Below are 20,394 nucleotides of genomic sequence, written 5' to 3'. Positions count from 1 at the left end.
GATACTATGCAAACGTTGCCGTCTTGCCCGCCGGATCATCCGTACCGCGCACCCGGTAGAGGCTTGCCTCGCCTGTCATTGCCGGGCGCAAACACCGCGAAAGGGATGAGGGGACCAGACAGGTGTCACCGGGATTGAGTGTTTTTGCCCCATTGGCCCATTCAAGCCGCCAGTGACCGCGTACAGGCATCAGAACTTCTGAGGTCTCGCATTCGTAGGGTTCGGATCCGAGCGAACCTCGCGTAATGAAATCCACCTCGAAGCCGGGACGATCTCTCAAAAGCGCTTCTGGCCCGATTACCCGCACGGGCTGACGGTCAGCCAGCGCCATGAGATCCCAATAGCGCGCGACATGATTGGGAAGCACCTCGCCCGTCGTCGGTTCTGCGCGTTTGGCCAGTTCCGCCTCGCTCATGAGCGGCATCGGACCGACGCCGTCGGGCAGGCTTTGTCCCGCCTTGGTGTCGTAAAGAACGCCGTTCTCGCCCAGGATGAGGCCATGGTTTGCGGCATCCTTGATGACTTGCGGCGCCCAGTGAACGCCTCCGCCGGCATCGTCGCCACCCAGGATCGCCATGATCATTCCATAATCGGTTCCGACATTCTCGAAGCCGCGAAAAATCCCTGTGGGAATGTTGAAGATATCGCCCTCTTCGAGCGTGACTTCACCCGCATCTCCCCATCGACCCCAGAAGAAGCGCCATCTTCCCTTCAGGACAAAAAACACTTCTGCTGTGTTATGGTCGTGAAGTGAGTTCCGGCATCTCGGCGGTTGCCCAGCTGCACCGATGTTGAAACCCGGCGTGTCCCGAATGTGCACATGCTGATCGGGGCTTTCGGATACCCCGCCACCGATGATCGTGAAGTTTTCCTTCTGATCCGAGCCCGGGGTGTGCGCATCGATGAAAGCAGTTTTGCAAGGGACAAGATCGCCGTAACGAACAATGCGGGTTTCCATTTCTTCAGGAGTCATTCGAAATTACCCTGTTGTGTTCCGTGGGTGTCGTATTCGCCGGGGGCTTGTCCAGCCGTCTGGTATCCGCGCGCTTCCGCGCAGAATTAGCGGACTGTCTATCTCGACCCGACCTTGCAAAGGATGATTGTTGATCATCGCAAGCAACATGCTGACCGTCTCGCCGACCATTCTGTTCACAGGTTGACGGAGCGTTGTCAGATCGTAGGTGCCCCACGCCGCCATCGGTACGTCGTCGTATCCGACGACCGATACATCGTCGGGAACTCTCAGCCCGAGATCCATCCGCAGGGTTTCTAAAACGGCGAATGCCATGTGATCATTGCCGACGAAAACGGCATCCGGGAACGTGCCGCAATCGAACAGCGCGCGCGTGGCCGCAATCGCTTTCTGCCGGTCATACTCACCGTAGATTATCCGGAAGGGCGCGAGCCCATGTTCAGCAAGCCCCGCAACAAACCCGGCCTGCCGATCCCGGCCGTTGAGTGATTTCTGCCAGCCCGCGATATGCGCGATGCGAACATGTCCGCCTGCTGCAAGAAACCGGCCTGCACGTTTCCCTCCCTCGAAATTGGCGGCCGTTACTGCGGGCAGACCGCGGTCCTCCTGCGCCCTGTTGAATAGGACAAACGGAATCTTCAGTTCCTTGAGCCGGTCGGTCAGCTCGTTCGAGATGCTGACCGAGGCGAGAATTATTCCGTCAACCTGATGTGCAAGAAGGTTGTCTACGACCCCGTCGACTTCCTCGGCCATATTCGCCGCGAAGAAGACCATAACATGGTAGCCCTTCGCACTCAGAGCTTCGGATAGCCTTTGCAGGGCTTCGGGATAGAACGGGTTTTGCAGACACGCCAGCACGACGCCTATCGTGTACGACCGTCCGGTGTTGAGAGAGCGCGCAAGCGTGTTCGGCTGATATCCAAGCTCTCGCGCCGCCTCACGTACCCGGCGTTCCCTGTCGGGAGACACCCGCGCACCAGGGGTGAAGACCCGGCTCACTGTCGGTTGGCTGACGCCGGCTTTTCTCGCCACGTCCGATGCTGTGATCCGGCTATCGGGCATCGGAACGTTACTCTGCCGCAGCGCCATAAGGAATGTTGCGCCCGCCATACCGCCGCACCCGGATGTTGCACTGTTCGGCGTGTCCCACGAAACCTTCGAGCATACAAAGCCGCGAGCCATACTCACCAACCAGCGTTGCTGCCTCGTCCGTCACCACTTTCTGATAGCTGTGCGTCTTCAGAAATTTCCCAACCCAGAGACCACCTGTGTATCGTCCTGCCTTCTTCGTCGGCAGCGTGTGGTTTGTTCCGATAACCTTGTCGCCATTTGCCACGTTGGTTCTGGGGCCAAGAAACAGCGCGCCATAGCTGTGCATGCGTTCCAGGAACCAGTCATCACGATCGGTCATAACTTGCACATGTTCGTAGGCCATGTCGTTCGCTACCTCGAGCATTTCGTGATACTCATCGCAGAGGATAACATCGCCGTAGTCCTTCCATGATACGCTCGCGGTCTCGGCAGTCGGCAGAATTTTCAGGATCCTCTCAATTTCGATCATTGTAGTCTCGGCGAGTTTGCGCGAGTTCGTTATCAGGCAGGCAGGCGAGTTGTAGCCATGCTCGGCCTGCCCAAGAAGATCGGTCGCACACATTTCGGCATCCACGGTCTCGTCCGCGATGATCATGGTTTCTGTCGGACCGGCGAAAAGATCGATCCCGACACGTCCGTAAAGCTGTCGCTTCGCTTCCGCGACGAAGGCGTTGCCTGGCCCGACCAGCATATGGACTGGGGCGATCGTTTCGGTGCCGAGCGCCATTGCACCTACGGCCTGGATACCTCCAAGACAGTAGATCTCATGCGCGCCGCCCATATGCATCGCCGCGACAATTGCAGGATGCGGCTCGCCTTTCTGCGGCGGCGCCGCGGCGGCTATGCGAGGCACACCGGCAACCGATGCGGTCAGCACCGACATGTGAGCCGAGGCGACCATTGGAAACTTTCCGCCCGGCACGTAGCAGCCGACCGACTGGACAGGAATGTTGCGGTGTCCGAGGATCACGCCTGGCAACGTCTCTACTTCGATATCGGTCATTGACGCGCGCTGTGCCTGTGCAAATCGGCGGATCTGGTCTTGCGCAAACCGGATATCTTCCATGTCGCGGGGTGAGACCTTCTGTATTGCCGCTTCGATTTCCGTAGGGGACAAGCGGAATGTCTCCGGCAGATAGCCGTCGAACTTCTGCGAAAGCTCTCGCACGGCCGCATCGCCGCGCGTTTCAATGTCCAGTAGCGTTGCCTCAACTACGGTCCGAACCTTGGCGTCGTCCTCGGCCCTCTCTGCAGCGGGCTTGCTTTGCTTGAGGTGAGTTACAGCCATATTGCACATCCAGACATTGGGTGGAGAGGGTTCATTAGTGAGCAGAGCCTGAGTCTGCCGGTCTGACTTCCGGTGCCACGCTAAGCTGATTTGAATGCGTATTCAATACGGCGTTGAGGCAATTATCCGAGGATAACCGCATCAAATTGAGTACCTGGTTTGGGGAAGATGGTGGGCGACCTAGAGTCCGATTCCGACTTTCATTATCGTTCACAACGCTTCTGGATGCGATTCATATCAATTAAAAAAGGGTTATACTTGTTCACCGGCGTTCATGGCGCTAAATTGCAGAACATATTTATGGGCGGATTGATGGGCGGAAGATATAATGCCACCACGCGCGAAAGAACTTACACCGGCTCAGATCAAGAACCTGAAGCACCCAGGCGGCAAGCGGCCCGTGAAGGTCGCTGTCGGTGGTGTTTCTGGTCTGCTGATGCAGATTCAGCCGCCCCCCAGCGAGGCTAAGAGTTGGGTTTTGCGAACCCGCTACGGTGAATGGACCGAACGGCGCGACTCAGATGGAAACGTAATCGAGCGCGGACGAAAGAAGCGGGAAATCGGCCTTGGACCATATCCCGACGTGCTACCCGGTCAGGCTCGCGACAAGGCGCGCGAGATGCGCGCAATGCTCGAAGCGGGCATTGATCCCATCGCTGAGAAGAAGGCAAAGCGTGCGGCGCTTATAGCAGCCTCACGGCGTGGCCTTACCTTCGATGAAGCTGCACGCAGATATGCGGAGCAAAAGACGACAGAATTCACGTCTGAAAAATATCGGGGCCAGTGGCTCGCCTCACTCGAGAAGCACGCTTTCCCACAAGTCGGCAGGATGGCGGTGGCAGACATAAATCTTCAGGATGTGTTGAGGGTGCTGCAACCAATCTGGGCGGACCGTACAGAAACAGCCTCAAGAGTTCGGCAGAGGATGGAAGCAGTTCTTTCTTGGGCCACGGTTCACGGATACCGCAAGGGCGACAACCCGGCGCGCTGGGCTGGCAATCTGAAGATGGTTCTACCGGCACCGTCCAAGGTTTCCGGTGCGAAGAATTATCCGGCGCTGCAACTGGACGACGCGAACCGCTGGTGGCGCGATCTGTCCAAGAGGGAAGGCATGGGCGCACGGGCGCTGCAATTCCAAGCCATGACCGCCACGCGGGCGGGCGCGATCAGGTTCGCAACGTGGGATGAGATTGATCTCAAGAACCGGGTTTGGACAATCCAACCGGGCAGGAAGGCGTCGAAGATCCCGCCAAGCGACAAGGCGAAACGGATACCGCTGACGGACGACATGGTGACGCTGTTGGAAACCCTGCCGAGGCTGGACGGGGCCAATCTGGTGTTCTGGGCACCGCGCGGCGGGGCGCTGTCGGACGCGACGCTTGGGAAGGTGATGAAGTCCATTCACAGCGCCGACGTTAGGGCAGGGGGCAAAGGCTACATTGACGCCGCAACTGGCCTTCAGGCGGTTCCCCACGGCCTCAGAAGCACGTTCAGAACATGGGTAAGTGAGCGCACCACCTTCGACGGAGATATGGCCGAGGTCGCACTGTTCCACAAAGTCGGGAACAAGGTGCAGCAAGCCTATGACCGAGCGGACATGGTGGAGCGTCGGCGGGCGCTTATGCAGGCGTGGGGCATGTTCCTGAAAGGTGCGGAGACCGGAAAGGTGGTGCCGATTAAGGGGGCAACGGCATGAATGCGCACGAATGGGCAGACCACATGCTGAACGACTTGTTTGGTGATGATCCATCTAGATTTGAACGGATTCCTTTTGAACTGATCTATCTCAAACTTTTGGAGAAAATCGGCAGTCGGATTTTCGAAGAAAGTCTTACCGAGGAAGACGCCCGCTCTCTTGTTTGGTTTGCAATGGAACATGAGATCGCTTTTTCTCACCTAAAAGCAGTTGTTGAAGTTCGGCTCACTAAATCGTTACCACTTCCAAGATCGCTAAGTAATTTCGCCGCTTTGCTTGTCTCGCGGCCAAAATCCAAGAAAAAACGCGGGCAAAAAAAGAAAGTAAACCGCGACGAGTATATCGCGATTGTCATGATCTGCCTTTGCCAAGCCTATGGATTGAAGGCAACGCGTAGCGCGGAAGGCAAAGGTGATAGGCCGGATTGCGCGGCAAGTGTTGTTTCAGAGGTTTTGAAGAACCCACCGCTTTCCGAGTCTTCTGTTGTGACGATTTGGCAGAAAAGCAAGGCGCGCCAGCGTTATGAAGAAAGCGTCTGAATTGTTCCCAATGCAACACGCCTAAATTTCGTGAATTTAGATGGCCAACCGCAACTCAAGCCGAGGTTGGCCCATGACCGAAACCATTCTCACCGGACCGCAGGTCCAGAAGCGTTACAAGAAATCTAGCGTTACGATTTGGCGCTGGTGGCACGACGATGCGCTAGGCTTCCCCAAGCCCATCCAGATCAAACGCCTGAATTACTGGCGGCTCTCGGATCTTGAGGCTTGGGAAACGAAACAGGCCGAAAAAACGGTTGCATAAGAAACCCGCCGAACACCGAGTGCTCGACGGGTTTTGATAGGTAATCTTCAAGCAGAAGAGATTGCCTCATTTATACACCGCTGCACTCGCCTCGGCAAGGATTGAGGCAAGAAATGCAGGTAATTATTGAGATTGATGGACAGAATAAACCGCTTGAATTTGCGGGCCGTAATGGCCTCGCATTATTCGGGCTGATTGCGGCAGGCGACGAGGGAATAACGACAAACGAATGCCCTTCGCTTCGCTGGGCAAACTACGTCGAAACCCTGCGGTGCCGGGGCGTCGCCATCGAAACCCAAATGGAGGGCGATGAAGACGACGCCTGCGGGCGGTATCGCCTCGCCTGTGCCTTCCGGGTGCTTCAGCGGGGGGCTTCGTAATGAGCGCGCTGGATACTCTGCGGATCATCCGCCTTTGCCACCGCTGGGGAATGACCCCGGCGCAAGCCGCCGCCTTGATTGGGGGTGCGCAATGACCCGCGTCGAACGCATCCGCGTCAACCTCCTGATGCGCCTTCACGGGATCAACGAAACGCAGGCGATGGTCCTCGCCGGATTAATCTGGGGGGCGACCTGATGGCGGCACTTAACCGGGATGAGATTAACCCGGCAGAATACATGGAGGCCACAGCGCGCGCCCTTCTGGGCGAGCCCAATCCCCGCTTGTCCAACCGCAAGGAAATGCGTTTCGGCAGCCATGGCAGTCTCGCCGTGGATCTCGAAAAGGGCCTTTTCTTCGATCACGAAGCGAACGCGGGCGGCGGCGTCCTGGATCTGATCCGGCGCGAGAAAGGGGAGACCGCCGCCGGTGCGCTTGAGTGGCTTCGGGCCAACGTGATCGGTGAGGCTGCTCCTAGGCCACCGCTCAAGACTGTGCCGCCCCAGAAGACTCGTATCGTTGAGACCTATCGCTATGAGGACGAGCGCGGGGTGCACCTCTTCGATGTTGTCCGCTTCGAGCCGAAAGACTTTCGGCAGCGCGCGGCGGATGGTTCATGGTCCGTTAAAGGCATCCGCAAGGTGCTGTATCGCCTGCCGCAGATCACGGCGGCCCATGACGGCGCATTTATCTACATCGTCGAAGGCGAGAAGGATGTGCACCGGCTGGAGGCGGAAGGCCTGTTGGCAACGACGTGCCCCGGCGGTGCGGGGAAATGGAATGATGATTTCCCCGTAAGCCTGAAGGGCAAGACCGCGATTGTCCTGCCCGATAACGATCAGGCCGGACGCGATCATGCGGCCAAGGTTAAGGCGTCGCTAGATAAGGCCGGAGTAACCTGCCGCATTCTCCATCTCGAAGGCCTTCCCCCAAAAGGCGACGTGTCCGATTGGCTGGACGCAGGCAACGATGGCGAAGAACTGGACGGGCTCGCAGTTTCCGCAATCGAAGACGATACCGAGACAACCGACACCCCAATTGCGCGGACACAGTTTCGCGGGATTGAAACTGCCGGACAATTCGCCCGTCGCTGGACGCCCCCGCAATACATCGTTGACGGCATCCTGGCCCGGCGTCGTGTCCAAGCACTCACGGCCTATACCGGCCACATGAAGACGACCACCGCGATTTATCTCGCGATCTGTATAGCCACGGGCCAGCCCTTCGGTGGGGCTGAGACTGAAAAAGGTGCGGTGTTGATCTTGGCGGGCGAAAACCCCGACCTTGTTGTCGGGCAGTTTCGTGCCGCGTGTCTCGCGGCGGATCTATCTCCTGAAGACTTGCCGATCAGCTTTCACTACGGGCGCTTTTCCGTAACCGAACACGCTGACGCGCTGATGGCTCAGGCCAGCAAGATCGAGGATCTCGCGCTTATCATCCCGGATACGCATCAGGCTTTCTTCGAAGGCAATGACGACAACAGCAACATGGATGCGCTTGCGGCGGCCCAGAAGTGGCGGCCCTTTGCAGAGGAATTGCCGACGCACCCGACAGTCCTGATCCCGGCACATCCGTCCGGAAAACAGCCCGACCGCAATAACCTCGTACCGCGCGGGGGATCTGCATTTCTGAATGAACTCGACGGGAACTTTTGCCTGTGGCGCAAGGCAGACGTCGCAACCTTCCATTGGCAGGGAAAGCATCGCGGCCCCAGCTTCGAACCCATCGACCTGAAAATGGACCTGCGGACCCACCCGGAGATCGTGGACGCGAAGGGCCGGGAAATTCCGATGCCCGTAGTTCGCCCGCTTCTGACCATCGAGGCAATGGAGGCCGCTAAAGAGGCGGTAAGCACCGAAAACCGCGCCCTTGTCGCGATCCGGAGCAATCCGAACATCACCGTCCGCGAACTTGCTGACGCCATCAACAAGGGCAAGAGCCGCGCGGCTGAAATCATTAGCGCGCTGGAAGGCGAAAACCTGATCCGTCGCCGGGCGCGGAAGCTGGAATTGACTGCTGAAGGTGAGGAGGTGCTGGCCGATGCCAACCTCTGAAAATCACCCCAAATCGACCGGACAAACGACCGGACAAGCAATCGGCTGTCCGGTGGGCGGACAAAGACCGGACACGACCGGACAAAATCCGAGAAGTGCTCTGTATATCAGAGGCTTGCCGGAAATCACCGACCGGACAAACACCGGACGCCTTCCGTTGTCCGTCCGCCCCCTCCCCCTAGGAGGGGCGGACACCGGACAAACCGGACAATCAATTCAACCTGTCTACACTGAGAAAGGAAATCTGATGGGTACTTACGAAGCACTGGAAACTGAGCGCAAAGAGCGTATCGAGGCGGATATTGTCATCGCTGAAGACACCCGCACCTGGTCTGTGGTTTCGCTAAGCGGTTACTATCGGAAAGACCCGAAGCCCGAAGTGCTTCAATCCGGCCTGACGACACTTGAAGCCGCCGAGCGCTGCCGCGAATGCTTCATCTGCAATGCCATCGACGACAACAACAGTCACCCTTACCACAAGGGTAGCGGCGTTCCGCTGGAGCACTTCAACAGTCGGGGCATAATTGCGGCGGCATTAAAAGTCATCGGCCTCGAAGGCGATGTGTCCGGGATTGCGGATCACGTAGCTACCGCTCTCGAAAATAATAATCCGCATACACCGCAGTGCGACTCGGAAATCCCTTTCTAAAGGGAACGAAAACAGATGAGCCCCAACTCGTCGAAAGGAACAGAAATGATCGAGATTAACGAAACCCCAACCGGATGCGTCGTGATGAAAGAAAACGAGCCGGTTCATAAATCGCCAATCCCGAAACCTGCGGCCCAATGGCTGGCCGGGGATCTGGAAAACGAACCGGAGATGGTGGATCTCAGCGAATTTGATCTAGGAACGCTCTACACCACGGCATTGGTCGCCATGTCGTGGCTAATCCCGAATGCAAGCATTCAAGCAAATGCGCTGTCCATCGCATTCCATACGCTCAGCAACGGGCAGGCGATGCAACGGGCCATGAATTGAGGAAATGGGGTGTTTTGGAATTTTATCGGTTCCGCACCCCTCTTTTTCTCCGCGTTTACGTAATGGCAGCGGGTGTGAATGCCAATTAAAGCCAGTGAAATAATGATAATAATGGCTTAGTGCGCTATTCTTTTGTCACCCGCCCATCAATCCGCCCTTAATTGATGATATTAGGACTAAGGCAGTATGGCAAAAGCATTACCGAAAGCGGCATTCAGGACAAAGCGGGGCAACCGCGAGATGGTTCTGGAAGGCGTTGATGGACGAAGCCTGATGGCCCGTCGGTTCCGCGAGGTTGTCTGCGGTATCGAGGCTGATCTGGGCGGAGACCTGACAGAGGCGCAGCGTCAGCTAGTGGCGCGGGCTGGCACCCTCGCAATCTGGTGTGAGGCACGGGAAACCGAGTTGGCAAACGGTGAAGACTTCAACGCTGCCGAATACGCCACGATATCGAATGCCCTGCGTCGCCTGTTGCATGACCTGGGCCTCGAGCGCCGGGCAAAGGACGTGACGGATCTCACCCAGTATCTACGGGGGCAGGCATGAAGGACTTTGCCTATAGCCGCCACGAAACTGCGGACAACTATCACGGCGTAATCGCGGTGCTGGATGACAGGCACCGGGTCATCGTCTGCAAGGACGGCATTCAGTGGATATTGCAGCGCCGTAGGGGCCGCGGCCAACGGCCTTGGAATGCTCTGCACTACTGCCAGACCCAGAAGGCGCTAACCCGCGTCTGCCGCACCTCCTGTCGCGCCCCTGACCCCATTGCGATGCAAGTCCTCGCCCGGCTTCCCGATCACATAAGGGCTGCGCGATGAATATCGTCCAATCAATGCAAGATCCGAACCTGTTCGGCCCCACCTTCGGGGGTGACAGCTTCGAGGCGTGGCGCACGCTCTTGGCAGGGTTCTATGCGCTGTCTGAGCCGGAAGGTGATGCGGACATATGGGGCGAGATAACGGGCGGCAGAGAATGGCCCGAAACACCGCATGACGAACTTTGGTTGGCCGTTGGCCGTCGGGGCGGCAAGTCCCACGTGGCGGCGCTTGTGGCGGTTTACGAGGCCGCGTTCCGCGATCACCGGGACAAGCTATCTCCGGGTGAGTGGGCAACTGTCATGCTCATTGCGGGCGACAGAATGCAGGCCCGCACCCTTTTACGGTATGTGCGGGGGCTGTTTGAACACCCCATGCTGAAGCCTCTCGTTCTCAGGGAAACGGCAAATGGGCTGGAGTTAGACAATCGCTGCGCCATTGAGGTGGCCACGGCGTCCTTCAAGTCTGTGCGCGGTTACACCCTCGCGGCAGTCATTGCCGACGAAATTGCGTTCTGGATGACGGAAGGCGTTTCCCCTGACGTTGAGGTGATCGCGGCTCTCAGGCCCGCCCTGGCCACGCTTGGCGGCAAGCTGATCGCGCTGTCTTCGCCCTACGCGAAGAGGGGAGCACTGTGGACCACCTATCAGGCCCACTTCGGGCGGGACAGCCGGGTGCTCGTGGCGCAGGCTCCATCCAAGACAATGAACCCGACCCTGCCTGATCGCGTCATCGACGACGCTATGGCGGAAGATCCATCTCGGGCTGCCGCCGAATACCTGGCCCAGTTCCGAGCCGATATCAGCAGCCTCATCGATCCCAGGCTGATCGAGGATGCCAGGCGCCCGAAGCCCCTCGTCCTGCCGAGAATATCTGGCGCGATTTATGGGGCATTCGTAGATCCGGCGGGCGGTGGCCAGGATGAGTTCACGCTCTGTATCGCGCACCCGGAGGGTCGTCGCCGGGATGGCAGTCGCGTGGTGGTGGACGCAGTTCTCGGTCGACATGGCAGCCCCGCAAGGATTGTCGAGGAATACGCCAGGATCCTTCGGACCTATGGTGTTCGTCGCGTAACTGGAGACCGATATGCGGGACGCTGGCCGCGAGATGAGTTCGGGCGCCATGGCATCAGCTACGATGTCAGCGATCAGGATCGCAGTGCTCTCTATGGAGAGCTTCTCAGCGCCCTGAGTTCCGGCCGCGTGGAACTCCCACCCGATCAGAAGCTGGCCCGGCAACTGATAGGCCTCGAGCGGCGCACCGGCAGATCCGGGCGTGACATCATCGATCACCCACCTGGCGCGCACGACGACCTGGCAAACGCCGTCGCTGGCGCCGTCGCAATCATTGACCAAAACACGTTCCGCAAGGTTCCCGCGATCACCGGGATATCAATGTTCTGACGGATAAACACGAATGGCCGCTTTCGCCGTATGCAGACCTTCGCCAGAACGCGGTCGATGTCCGAGAAGCGGGACGAAGCGGCCTAATGCTGGTGCAGCGAATTCCACATCGGAAGCAGGACCGGTCACGGTGTCTTTCGCGGCGGTTCAGGACGCCTTCCTCGAAGCGGTCGTTGCACTGGGACAGCCGGCACGGAATCCAATCCGGGCGTTCGCCGCGCGGGCCTCAGATGCAAGAGCGGCAGGATGACGAGCCAGATCAGCCAGCTTGAGCAGGGCCTCGAGTTCGAGCTGTTCGATCCGCGCCACCCAGCTGTGCAGCCGCTTCTTCATGGTCAACAGCAGTGCAGCGACGACCGCGATGGCGGCGGGCGGCGCCGGCTTGCCAAGGAGAGACGCCGCGCGGAGCGCGAAGGTCAGAAGAAGCGCGACTTCGGTCGTCAAACCCAGATCGTCGTTCGCACTCAGGCGCACCCGGTAGCTCAGGGCGAGCAGCCCGGCCAGTCCAAGAAAGCCGAAGGCCAGCACCACCGCCCCCGTCAGGGATACCAGCCAACCGCTGACCCCGCCAAGCAAGCCGACCAGCGCGAAGGTCCTGAGGCCCGCGATACGTCCGCCCTCGGGTTCGTCGCGTCCGTGCCAGCCCCGCTCGAGCCCCATGAGCAGTCCTATCGCGAGCGCGACACCAAACCGCTGAAAGAGGTCCAGGTCATCCATTCCCGCACAAGCCTGTCCTGCGGTCGCGCACCGGCGTGGTGTACTTCGGGCGGATCCTGCCCGATCGCCTTGCCGTCGGACAGATCCGATCCCCCGGCCTTCGCGAGATCCCTTGCGAGGTTGCGCAGCCCCTGCCCGATGACCGGGTAACAGAACGGCATCGCCGGCGTGTTCGCGCCCGCCATCCGCGCCTCCCGCGCCCCCCGACGACGGGCGATCTCGATCGCGCCGACAGGCCCGCAGCGCCAGCCGCAACGATGGCGGTGTCCACCTTCATGAACCCCTATGCGTCGGTGTCCGCCTCTGCCTTGGTGGCGTGCTCGGTGCCCGGGGCGCGCTCTGGCAGGCTGTAGGTGGTGAACAGCTTCAGCATCCCCGTGCCGGTGTTGCGGAAGTTGTGGAAAACGCCCGAGGGCACGATGCTGACATAGCCATCGGCGACGTCGCATTCGATCTCGCCAATCTTGGCCACGCCGGATCCGGCCACGAAGTAGAGGAGCTGGTCGTGCCCGTCATGGACCTCGCCCCCGATCTCGCCTCCCTCGGGAATGGCCATGAGCACCAGTTGTGTCTTCTCACCCGTCCAGAGAACCTTTCGAAACTCCTCGTTTTCGCGGGCAAGGTCGACGACGGCCAATGAAAGTCTGTCGGTCTCGCTCATGGATCATGCTCCCTTCAATGAGAAAGCGACGTTAGAACGGCAGATTCCCGTCTGGTTTTGCCCTGGGTCAAGTCCCCGATCAGGTTTCTTGCTATTTTTGGCGTGTTTCCGGAAAGCGAATGCATGATCGAGAAGGAGGGGACCATGTCCAACCGTGACCTGTACATCGAGAAGGCTAAGGCGAAGATCGACCAGTGGAACGCCGAGATCGACAAGATGACGGCGAAGGTCGATGAGGCCGAGGCCGACACGAAGATCGAATATCAGAAACAGCTGGATGAGGCGCGTGAGCAGCGAGACGAGGCCGAGGCAAGGCTCGAGGAAATGCGCCAGGCAAGCGACGACGCATGGGACGACATCAAGGCCGGTTTCGACAAGGCGTGGGACAGCATCTCGAATGCTTTCGACAGGGCCACGTCACGCTTCAAGTGACGGGTTTGAACGCGGCCTTTCTTCAGCGCGGTGCGCACGACGCGCGCGCTGACGATGACAGAGACTTGCGTGAGGAGATGTCGGTCCCGACGGACGCGAATTGCGGCCTGTTTCGGCAAGGCCGGCTTGGGCCGCTGAAGGTGGGAAAGGCGGAATATTGCTATGCGCCAATACGGCATGGCTGTTAGGCTCAGAACGTCAAGTCTCTGCCAGCGCCAGCCCCGGGCAGGCGAGACCGACCGCTTGAACAAGGATCATCGTGAATGAAGCAGCGCGACACCGGCATAGGTCACATCGTGCGGCTGGGCGGCGGGATCGCGGACATCCGGTTCGACGGGGCGTTGCCGGCGATCACGACGCGACTGGTCACGCTGACCGACCCCGAGATCGTCATCGAGGTTGCCGGCCTGCCGGGCGAGGGGCTGGCGCGCGGGCTGGTCATGAACCCCTCGCCCGGGTTGCGCATCGGCCTGGCCGTCCGCGACACCGGCGCCCCGATCGAGGTGCCGGTGGGCGAAGAGGTTCTGGGGCGGATTTTCAACGTCTTCGGCGACATCATCGACGACGGCCCGCCCTTGGGCGACCTGCCCCGCCGCCCGATCCTGCGCGCGCCCGTGCCCCTGTCCGAGCGGCGCGTGGAGGGGGTGATATTCGAGACTGGCATCAAGGCGATCGACCTGCTGAGCCCGCTGGAACGCGGCGGCAAGGCCGGGCTCTTCGGAGGTGCGGGCGTGGGCAAGACGGTGCTGATCACCGAGATGATCCACAACATGGTGGCCGAATACGACGGCGTGAGCCTCTTCTGCGGAATCGGCGAACGCTCGCGGGAGGCCGAGGAACTCTACCGCGAGATGGGCGAGGCCGGCGTGCTGAAAAACACCGTGATGATGTTCGGCCAGATGAACGAAAGCCCAGGTGTGCGGTTCCGCGTGGGTCACGCGGCCCTGACGATGGCCGAGTATTTTCGCGACGACATGCGCCGCAACGTCCTGGTACTGATCGACAACATCTTTCGGTTCGTGCAGGCGGGTGCGGAAGTTTCAGGTCTTCTGGGCCGCATCCCCAGCCGGGTGGGCTACCAACCGACCCTCGGCACCGAGCTTGCCGATCTCGAAGAGCGGATCTGTTCGACCGAACGGGGCACGATGACCTCGATCCAGGCGGTCTACGTGCCGGCAGACGACTTCACCGATCCGGCCGCGACGCATACCTTCGCGCACCTGTCCGCCTCGATCGTGCTGTCGCGCAAGAAGGCGTCCGAGGGGCTTTACCCGGCCATCGATCCCCTGAAATCCTATTCGCGGATGCTGACGCCCGGCACGGTGAGCCCGCGCCACTACCGGATCGCGCGCGGCGTCCGCAGCACCCTGGCCGAATACGAGGATCTCAAGGACATCATCGCGATGCTGGGGCTCGAGGAACTCTCCGAACGCGACCGCGCCACGGTTCGGCAGGCCCGCCAGCTGGAGCGCTTCCTGACCCAGCCCTTCTTTTCCACCGAGGCGATGACCGGAAACACGGGCCGCTTTGTGCCGCTGGAGCAGACCCTCGACAGTTGCGAGCGAATCCTCGGCGGAGAGTTCTTAGGGCGCGACGAGGGAGACTTCTACATGATCGGCGCCATCGAAGACCTTGGTGAACCGACGGAGGCGGCCCCCGATGCGGCTTGAAGTCATCACGCCCATGGCGGTCTGCGTGGACCGGCCCGTCCGGCGTATCGTGGCCGAGGGCCCCGATGGTCGCTTCGGCATGCTGCCCCGCCATATCGATTTCGTCACAGCGCTGGTTCCGGGCATCCTTCTCTATGAGACCGAGGCGGGGGCGGAACGGTTCGTCGCCGTGAATTCCGGGACGCTGGTGAAATCAGGCGACGAGGTGCTGGTGGCGGTGCGCGGCGCGGTCGAGGGCGACGATCTTGGCGAGCTGCGCAAGCGCGTCGAGTCCGAGTTCCGCCAGCACGACGAGCAGGAGCGCGACGCCCGCGCGGCGCTGGCGCGGCTGGAGGCGAGCATGGTCCGCAGGTTTCGCGATCTGGGGATGACGTTGCCATGAACGCGGACCACGACAGCGAGACCGATACCATCGCGCGCAAGGCGCAGCAGATGGAGGTGGCCCGCAAGCGCCACCGCGAAAGCGCATGGTACGGTCTTGGCATGTTCGGGCTGGTGGGCTGGTCCGTGGCGGTGCCGGTGGTCGCTGGCGTGGCGCTCGGGGTCTGGATCGATCGCAGATGGCCGGGCGAGGTCTCGTGGACACTGACCCTGCTGTTGGCCGGCGCCGTGCTTGGCGCGTTCAACGCCTGGTACTGGGTCCAGCGGGAGGGACGCGATGACTGAATGGCGCAACGAGCCATTTCCGGGGGCGAGATGACACTATCCGTACTGTCACTGGTCCTTGGCGCATTGGCAGGTGGAGCCCTTGGCGCGGTCTATCTCGGCCTGCTGTGGGTGGCCGTGCGGTCCTTGCCTCAGGATCGCGGCGGCGTCCTCGTCTTCGTGGGACTCGGCCTTGCGCGCGTGGCGCTGTTGCTTGGCGCGCTGGCAGCGACGGTCGCGGTCGGCCTGCCGATCGAGGCTGTCGCCGCCGCTGTGGCAGGCTTCATCGCCGTGCGGTTTGCCGCGACCCGATGGCTCGGGAAAGCCAGGTTCGGGGGCGCGACATGGAAATAAGTCCCGACACCTGGGTCCTCTACGAATGGCGGGGTCTTCAGCTGAACGCCACGATCGTCTTTACCTGGGCGGTGATGGCGCTTCTGGTCGTTGGTTCATGGGCCGTGACGTCGCGGCTCAGCGCGGAGGAAACCGTCTCGCGCTGGCAGGCGGCGCTCGAGGTCATCGTCTCGACCATCCGCGACCAGATCGCCGAGGTCGGCGCCGACGACCCCGGCCGCTACCTGCCCTTCATAGGCACGCTGTTCCTGTTCATCGCGACTGCCAACATCCTGTCGGTGGTTCCGGGCTACCAGCCCCCCACGGGATCGCTCTCGACCACGGCGGCGTTGGCGATCTGCGTGTTGATCGCGATCCCGCTGTTCTCGATCGGCAGGAGCGGGATCGCCGGCTATCTCAGCGGCTACATCCAGCCCACGCCGCTGATGCTGCCCTTCAATATCGTGAGCGAGATCTCGCGCACCATCGCGCTGGCGGTGCGCCTTTACGGCAACGTGATGAGCGGGACGGTCATCGTGGGCATCCTGATTTCCGTGGCGCCCTTCTTCTTTCCTGTCGTCATGCAGGTCCTCGGCCTGCTGACCGGGCTCATCCAGGCATACATCTTCGCGATCCTCGCGATGGTCTACATCGGCTCGGCCAGCCGCAGCCGCCGCGGGTCTGATGGACCTTCCCCCAACGAAACAGGAGACTGAGCATGGATGCAGCAACGTGGATTGCCGTGGTCTCGATCTTTACCGCCGGGCTGACCATCGCCATCGGTTCGATCGGCCCGGCGCTGGCGGAGGGGCGCGCTGCTAGCCATGCGCTGCAGGCGATCGCGCAGCAGCCGGATGCCGCGAACACCATCACGCGGACGCTCTTCGTCAGCCTCGCGATGATCGAGTCCACGGCGATCTACTGTTTCGTGGTGGCGATGATCCTGATCTTCGCCAATCCCTTCGCCAATCTCGCCGCCGAGGCCGCGTCGCAAGCCGTCGGGGGCTGATGCGATGGAAATCGACTGGCTGACCGTCGCAGCGCAGATCGTCAACTTTCTGGTTCTGGTCTGGCTGCTGCAACGTTTTCTCTACCGCCCGATCACCGATGCGATGACACGACGCGAGGAACGGATCGAATCCCGGCTGGCGGAGGCGAAGGAGGCACGCGCAAAGGTCGAGGCCGAAGCGGAGCTTTTGCGCGAAAAGCACGAAAAGCTTGAGGCCAGCCGGGAAGAGGTGCTGCGCGAGGCCCGCCAAGCGGCACAGGACCTGCGCAAGGAGATGGAGGACGATCTGCACGCGGAGATGGAGGCCCGCCGCAAGGCCTGGGAGGACCATCTGGAGGATGCTCGGGACGAATTCGCCAACGGATTGCGGCAACGCGCCGGCCATCAGGTGGTCGATATCGTCGGCCGGGTCCTGAAGGATTACGCAGGCAGCGACATCGCCGACCAGGTGGCGGGCACATTCGTGGATCGTCTGGCCGATCTCGACGCGGAGGCACGCGACAAGCTGAAAGCGGCGGCCGGGCGCGCAGATTGCCCCGTCCGGGTGGAGAGCAGCGTCTTACTCAAGCCGGCCTCGCGCAGCCAGATCACGCACGCCATCCACGCGCATGTCGCGCCGGACCTCGAGGTGGAGTACGGCGAGGACGAGGACCTGCTGCTCGGCCTGCGCCTGACCGTGGGCGAGCAGACCGTCGAATGGTCCGCCACTCGCTTCCTCAGCCGGCTCGAGACGACGCTCGACGAGGTCATCGAAGGCAGCGGACGCCGCCGCGTGGAGCGTCGTGCAGAAAGCGCGGCAAGCGGTTGATGGCGCACGAAACCCGGCTCAACCACCTGCAGGACGACATCTTCGCGCCGCTCGCGGACGCGCTGGCGCAGCTCGCCCCAGCCCTCGATATGGCGGAAATCGCCCATGTCCTTTCGGTCGGCAACGGCGTGGCCGAGGTCGCGGGCTTCACCGATCTGCGCGCCGACGAGTTGCTGACCTTCGCAGGCGGCGTCATGGGCATCGCCTCCAACCTGGGGACCGATCGCGCCGGCGTCATCGTGCTGGGCGCGACGGATACTCTGCGCCCCGGCGACCCGGTTCGTCGCACCGGCCGGGTGGTCGACGTGCCCGTCGGCCAAGCTCTGGTCGGGCGGGTGGTCGACGGCCTTGGGCGGCCGCTTGATGGCGACGATGCCATCGACGCGGACGGACGCCTGCCCATCGAGCAGTCGGCGCCGCCCATCATGCACCGGGGTCCCGTTCGGGTGCCCCTGCAGACCGGAATCAAGGCCGTCGACGCCGCGATTCCCATCGGGCGCGGTCAGCGCGAGCTGATCCTCGGGGATCGGCAGACCGGCAAGACCGCCATCGCGGTAGACGCGATCCTGAACCAGAAGGACACAGGCGTTCTGTCGATCTACTGCGCCATCGGACAGCGGGCCTCGGCCGTGGCCCGCGTGATCCAGAGCCTGCGGGAGGGCGGCGCGCTGGAGCGCACCATCGTTGTCGTGGCCAGTGGCGAGGACGCGCCCGGCCTGCAATTCGTGGCGCCCTATGCGGCGACCTCCATGGCAGAACACTTCATGGCCCGGGGGCGCGACGTGCTGATCGTTTATGACGACCTCACCCGGCACGCCCGCGCCTACCGCGAACTGTCGCTGCTGTTGCGCCGCCCGCCGGGGCGCGAGGCCTATCCCGGCGACATCTTCTACATTCACTCCCGCCTGCTCGAACGCGCGACGCAGCTGCGCGAGGAACAGGGCGGCGGCTCGCTGACCGCCCTGCCGGTGGTCGAGACGCAGGCACAGAACATCTCGGCCTACATCCCGACCAACCTGATCTCGATCACCGACGGGCAGATCTATCTCTCGCCCTCCCTGTTCGAGAAGGGCCATCTGCCCGCCATCGATATCGGCACCTCGGTCAGCCGTGTCGGCGGCAAGGTGCAACTGCCCGCCTTCCGCACTGTCGCCGGCAACCTGCGCCTCATGTATGCCCAGTTCGAGGAACTCGAGACCTTCGCCCGCTTCGGCACGCAGCTCGATGCCGAGACACGGAGCAAGCTGACGCGGGGCCTGCGCGTGCGCGAGGTTCTGAAGCAGCGCGAGCACGACCACATCGACGCCCCTGAACAAATCGTGGCGCTCCTGGCGGCGACGGAGGGCCTTTACGACGAGATCGAGGCCGACGACGTGGCCGAGGCTGAAAAGACCGTCCGCACGGCCGTGCGCCGCGCGGCGAGCGACATCTCCGACCGGATCGCCGCAGGCGAAAAACTGCGGGACGCGGACCGCGACACGCTGGTCCGCGTGATGCGCGATGCACTGTCGCGCGCGCCGACGGAGGGCAGCGATGGAGACGCTTGAAAGCCTGTCCGACGCGCTGGACACTACGGGCAACATCCAGGCGATCGTGCGCACGATGAAGGCGCTGTCCTCGGTCAGCATCCGGCAGTACGAACAGGCCGAACGGGCGATGGAGTCCTATGCCCGCACCGTCGAACTGGGTCTGATGGCGGTACTGAGGCAGCGGCGGTTCGCAGGCCTTCCCCTGCCCGACAGCAACCGCGCCGCGGCGAGAAGTGCGCTGATCGTGGTCGGCTCGGATCGCGGCCTGTGCGGCGGCTACAACGACAAGATCACACGATTTGCCCGCAGCCGCATCGCGGACGGGCCTGTGGAACTTGGCGTCATCGGCGCGCGCGTCGCGGCCCGGTTCGGGGCGGACGGCAAGCCGCTGGCCTTCGCCCTGAACTTGCCCGGTTCGGCCGAGGGCCTGTCGCGGCTTGTCCAGACCATCATCGTGGAGATCGACCGCTGGACGCAAGCGCAAGGCGTCGGGCAGCTCTTGCTGCTGCACAACCGTCGGGAAGGCCGCGCCACGGCGAACCCAACGACGCAACACCTTCTGCCCCTGCCGGACAGCTACCTGCGCAAGCTGTCGGACGCCGACTGGCCCGGCCGGTCCCTGCCGGTCTACCGGATGGATCCCGACCGGCTGATGTCATGGCTGGTGCAGCAGCGGCTCTTCGTGGTGATCCACCGCGCTTTGGCCGAGGCGCTCGCCAGCGAACACGCCTCGCGGCTTGTGGCCATGCAGGCCGCCGAGCGCAACATCGAGGAACGGCGCGACGACCTGCAGCAGCTTTACCGCCAGCGCCGCCAGGAGACGATCACGCGCGAGCTTCTGGATGTGGTGACGGGCTTCGAGGCGGTCAGCACGGCGGATCGATTGCCGTGAGGTCAACGCCGGTCGGACAGCCCGAACGGCCAGCGACAGATTTTCCCCAAGAGACACATTCCTCCTGCACTGCAACTGGTCGTTTTGTCTGATCTCTTGCTGCAGCTGCGAGCATTCACGCCGCAACACTCCCGGTATGGGCTCTTCCCGGTCATCTGAGTATCCGTGTTTGGTCAAGGCGCAACGGGCGACCAACTTCGTTTATCTCGTAGG

The 20,394-nt window shown here is 61.7% G+C and carries 25 protein-coding genes; 19 read left to right on the top strand and 6 right to left on the bottom strand.

Annotated elements, in window-relative coordinates:
* Window positions 1-4: 4 nt before the first annotated feature.
* The 3 genes from RXV90_RS23810 to hisD are packed head-to-tail and all read right to left on the bottom strand — an operon-like array spanning window position 5 to window position 3,353.
* A complete protein-coding gene (locus tag RXV90_RS23810; RefSeq protein WP_316652554.1) occupies window positions 5-973 on the bottom strand; it encodes a cupin domain-containing protein in 969 nt (322 codons plus the stop codon).
* 6 nt (window positions 974-979) lie between these two features.
* Window positions 980-2,062: a LacI family DNA-binding transcriptional regulator gene (locus RXV90_RS23805; RefSeq protein ID WP_316652553.1), complete on the bottom strand. Its 1,083-nt coding sequence runs from the start codon at window positions 2,060-2,062 to the stop codon at window positions 980-982.
* Window positions 2,043-3,353: a histidinol dehydrogenase gene (gene hisD, locus RXV90_RS23800; RefSeq protein WP_316652551.1), complete on the bottom strand. Its 1,311-nt coding sequence runs from the start codon at window positions 3,351-3,353 to the stop codon at window positions 2,043-2,045. The genes RXV90_RS23805 and hisD overlap by 20 nt, the downstream gene beginning before the upstream one ends.
* A 328-nt stretch (window positions 3,354-3,681) precedes the next feature.
* Here hisD and RXV90_RS23795 point away from each other — a divergent pair, with 328 nt between their 5' ends.
* From RXV90_RS23795 to RXV90_RS23755, 9 genes are all read left to right on the top strand, one after another.
* Window positions 3,682-5,049 carry a tyrosine-type recombinase/integrase gene (locus tag RXV90_RS23795; RefSeq protein ID WP_316652549.1) on the top strand — a complete coding sequence of 456 codons (1,368 nt, stop codon included), beginning with the start codon at window positions 3,682-3,684 and terminating at the stop codon, window positions 5,047-5,049.
* Window positions 5,046-5,588 (top strand): hypothetical protein, encoded by a 543-nt coding sequence (locus RXV90_RS23790; RefSeq protein ID WP_316652547.1) that lies wholly within the window; start codon window positions 5,046-5,048, stop codon window positions 5,586-5,588. Before RXV90_RS23795 ends, RXV90_RS23790 begins: the two co-directional genes overlap by 4 nt.
* A gap of 73 nt (window positions 5,589-5,661) precedes the next feature.
* A complete protein-coding gene (locus tag RXV90_RS23785; RefSeq protein WP_316652545.1) occupies window positions 5,662-5,853 on the top strand; it encodes a helix-turn-helix transcriptional regulator in 192 nt (63 codons plus the stop codon).
* Between the two features lie 113 nt (window positions 5,854-5,966).
* Window positions 5,967-6,233, top strand: a complete 267-nt coding sequence (locus RXV90_RS23780; protein WP_316652543.1) for a winged helix domain-containing protein — start codon at window positions 5,967-5,969, stop codon at window positions 6,231-6,233.
* Window positions 6,234-6,317: 84 nt separating this feature from the next.
* Window positions 6,318-8,285 carry an AAA family ATPase gene (locus RXV90_RS23775; protein WP_316652565.1) on the top strand — a complete coding sequence of 656 codons (1,968 nt, stop codon included), beginning with the start codon at window positions 6,318-6,320 and terminating at the stop codon, window positions 8,283-8,285.
* A complete protein-coding gene (locus RXV90_RS23770) occupies window positions 8,272-8,934 on the top strand; it encodes a hypothetical protein (RefSeq protein WP_316652541.1) in 663 nt (220 codons plus the stop codon). Before RXV90_RS23775 ends, RXV90_RS23770 begins: the two co-directional genes overlap by 14 nt.
* Before the next feature lie 45 nt (window positions 8,935-8,979).
* Window positions 8,980-9,264, top strand: coding sequence for a hypothetical protein (locus RXV90_RS23765; protein WP_316652540.1), 285 nt, complete (start codon window positions 8,980-8,982; stop codon window positions 9,262-9,264).
* Between the two features lie 186 nt (window positions 9,265-9,450).
* Window positions 9,451-9,810, top strand: coding sequence for a hypothetical protein (locus tag RXV90_RS23760; protein ID WP_316652538.1), 360 nt, complete (start codon window positions 9,451-9,453; stop codon window positions 9,808-9,810).
* A gap of 289 nt (window positions 9,811-10,099) precedes the next feature.
* Window positions 10,100-11,485 carry a hypothetical protein gene (locus RXV90_RS23755; RefSeq protein WP_316652536.1) on the top strand — a complete coding sequence of 462 codons (1,386 nt, stop codon included), beginning with the start codon at window positions 10,100-10,102 and terminating at the stop codon, window positions 11,483-11,485.
* 147 nt (window positions 11,486-11,632) lie between these two features.
* Here RXV90_RS23755 and RXV90_RS23750 read toward each other — a convergent pair whose 3' ends face one another.
* The 3 genes from RXV90_RS23750 to RXV90_RS23740 all read right to left on the bottom strand — a co-directional run bounded on the left by RXV90_RS23750 (window position 11,633) and on the right by RXV90_RS23740 (window position 12,863).
* Entirely contained in the window at window positions 11,633-12,202 is a 570-nt protein-coding gene (locus RXV90_RS23750) for an MgtC/SapB family protein (RefSeq protein ID WP_316652534.1), read from the bottom strand.
* Window positions 12,154-12,387 carry a hypothetical protein gene (locus RXV90_RS23745; protein ID WP_316652532.1) on the bottom strand — a complete coding sequence of 78 codons (234 nt, stop codon included), beginning with the start codon at window positions 12,385-12,387 and terminating at the stop codon, window positions 12,154-12,156. The genes RXV90_RS23750 and RXV90_RS23745 overlap by 49 nt, the downstream gene beginning before the upstream one ends.
* 98 nt (window positions 12,388-12,485) lie before the next feature.
* Window positions 12,486-12,863 (bottom strand): cupin domain-containing protein, encoded by a 378-nt coding sequence (locus RXV90_RS23740; RefSeq protein WP_316652529.1) that lies wholly within the window; start codon window positions 12,861-12,863, stop codon window positions 12,486-12,488.
* Between the two features lie 144 nt (window positions 12,864-13,007).
* On the opposite strand from RXV90_RS23740, the gene RXV90_RS23735 reads away from it, so the two are divergent.
* The 10 genes from RXV90_RS23735 to RXV90_RS23690 all read left to right on the top strand — a co-directional run bounded on the left by RXV90_RS23735 (window position 13,008) and on the right by RXV90_RS23690 (window position 20,181).
* Window positions 13,008-13,295 (top strand): sll1863 family stress response protein, encoded by a 288-nt coding sequence (locus RXV90_RS23735; protein WP_316652527.1) that lies wholly within the window; start codon window positions 13,008-13,010, stop codon window positions 13,293-13,295.
* Between the two features lie 263 nt (window positions 13,296-13,558).
* On the top strand, window positions 13,559-14,965 hold the full coding sequence (gene atpD, locus RXV90_RS23730) for a F0F1 ATP synthase subunit beta (protein ID WP_316652525.1): 1,407 nt from the start codon (window positions 13,559-13,561) through the stop codon (window positions 14,963-14,965).
* Window positions 14,955-15,347 carry a F0F1 ATP synthase subunit epsilon gene (locus tag RXV90_RS23725; RefSeq protein WP_316652523.1) on the top strand — a complete coding sequence of 131 codons (393 nt, stop codon included), beginning with the start codon at window positions 14,955-14,957 and terminating at the stop codon, window positions 15,345-15,347. The genes atpD and RXV90_RS23725 overlap by 11 nt, the downstream gene beginning before the upstream one ends.
* A complete protein-coding gene (locus RXV90_RS23720) occupies window positions 15,344-15,631 on the top strand; it encodes an AtpZ/AtpI family protein (protein ID WP_316652521.1) in 288 nt (95 codons plus the stop codon). Before RXV90_RS23725 ends, RXV90_RS23720 begins: the two co-directional genes overlap by 4 nt.
* Before the next feature lie 30 nt (window positions 15,632-15,661).
* Complete coding sequence (locus RXV90_RS23715; RefSeq protein ID WP_316652519.1) at window positions 15,662-15,964, top strand: N-ATPase subunit AtpR; 303 nt, start codon at window positions 15,662-15,664, stop codon at window positions 15,962-15,964.
* Complete coding sequence (locus RXV90_RS23710) at window positions 15,955-16,659, top strand: F0F1 ATP synthase subunit A (protein ID WP_316652516.1); 705 nt, start codon at window positions 15,955-15,957, stop codon at window positions 16,657-16,659. The genes RXV90_RS23715 and RXV90_RS23710 overlap by 10 nt, the downstream gene beginning before the upstream one ends.
* Window positions 16,660-16,661: 2 nt before the next feature.
* The gene (locus RXV90_RS23705; protein ID WP_316652515.1) at window positions 16,662-16,952 is read left to right on the top strand and encodes a F0F1 ATP synthase subunit C; all 291 of its coding nucleotides are present in this window, start codon (window positions 16,662-16,664) and stop codon (window positions 16,950-16,952) included.
* A 4-nt stretch (window positions 16,953-16,956) separates the two neighbouring features.
* The gene (locus RXV90_RS23700) at window positions 16,957-17,760 is read left to right on the top strand and encodes a F0F1 ATP synthase subunit B family protein (protein WP_316652513.1); all 804 of its coding nucleotides are present in this window, start codon (window positions 16,957-16,959) and stop codon (window positions 17,758-17,760) included.
* Complete coding sequence (locus tag RXV90_RS23695; RefSeq protein ID WP_316652511.1) at window positions 17,760-19,307, top strand: alternate F1F0 ATPase, F1 subunit alpha; 1,548 nt, start codon at window positions 17,760-17,762, stop codon at window positions 19,305-19,307. Before RXV90_RS23700 ends, RXV90_RS23695 begins: the two co-directional genes overlap by 1 nt.
* Window positions 19,294-20,181: a F0F1 ATP synthase subunit gamma gene (locus RXV90_RS23690; RefSeq protein ID WP_316652509.1), complete on the top strand. Its 888-nt coding sequence runs from the start codon at window positions 19,294-19,296 to the stop codon at window positions 20,179-20,181. The genes RXV90_RS23695 and RXV90_RS23690 overlap by 14 nt, the downstream gene beginning before the upstream one ends.
* The last annotated feature ends 213 nt before the right edge of the window (window positions 20,182-20,394 follow it).

It is taken from the genome of Ovoidimarina sediminis (genome assembly GCF_032586175.1).
Taxonomy (GTDB): Bacteria; Pseudomonadota; Alphaproteobacteria; order Rhodobacterales; family Rhodobacteraceae; genus Ovoidimarina; species Ovoidimarina sediminis.
The sequence above is the reverse complement of the archived record's forward strand: the minus strand, read 5'-3'. Positions and strand labels throughout refer to the sequence as shown.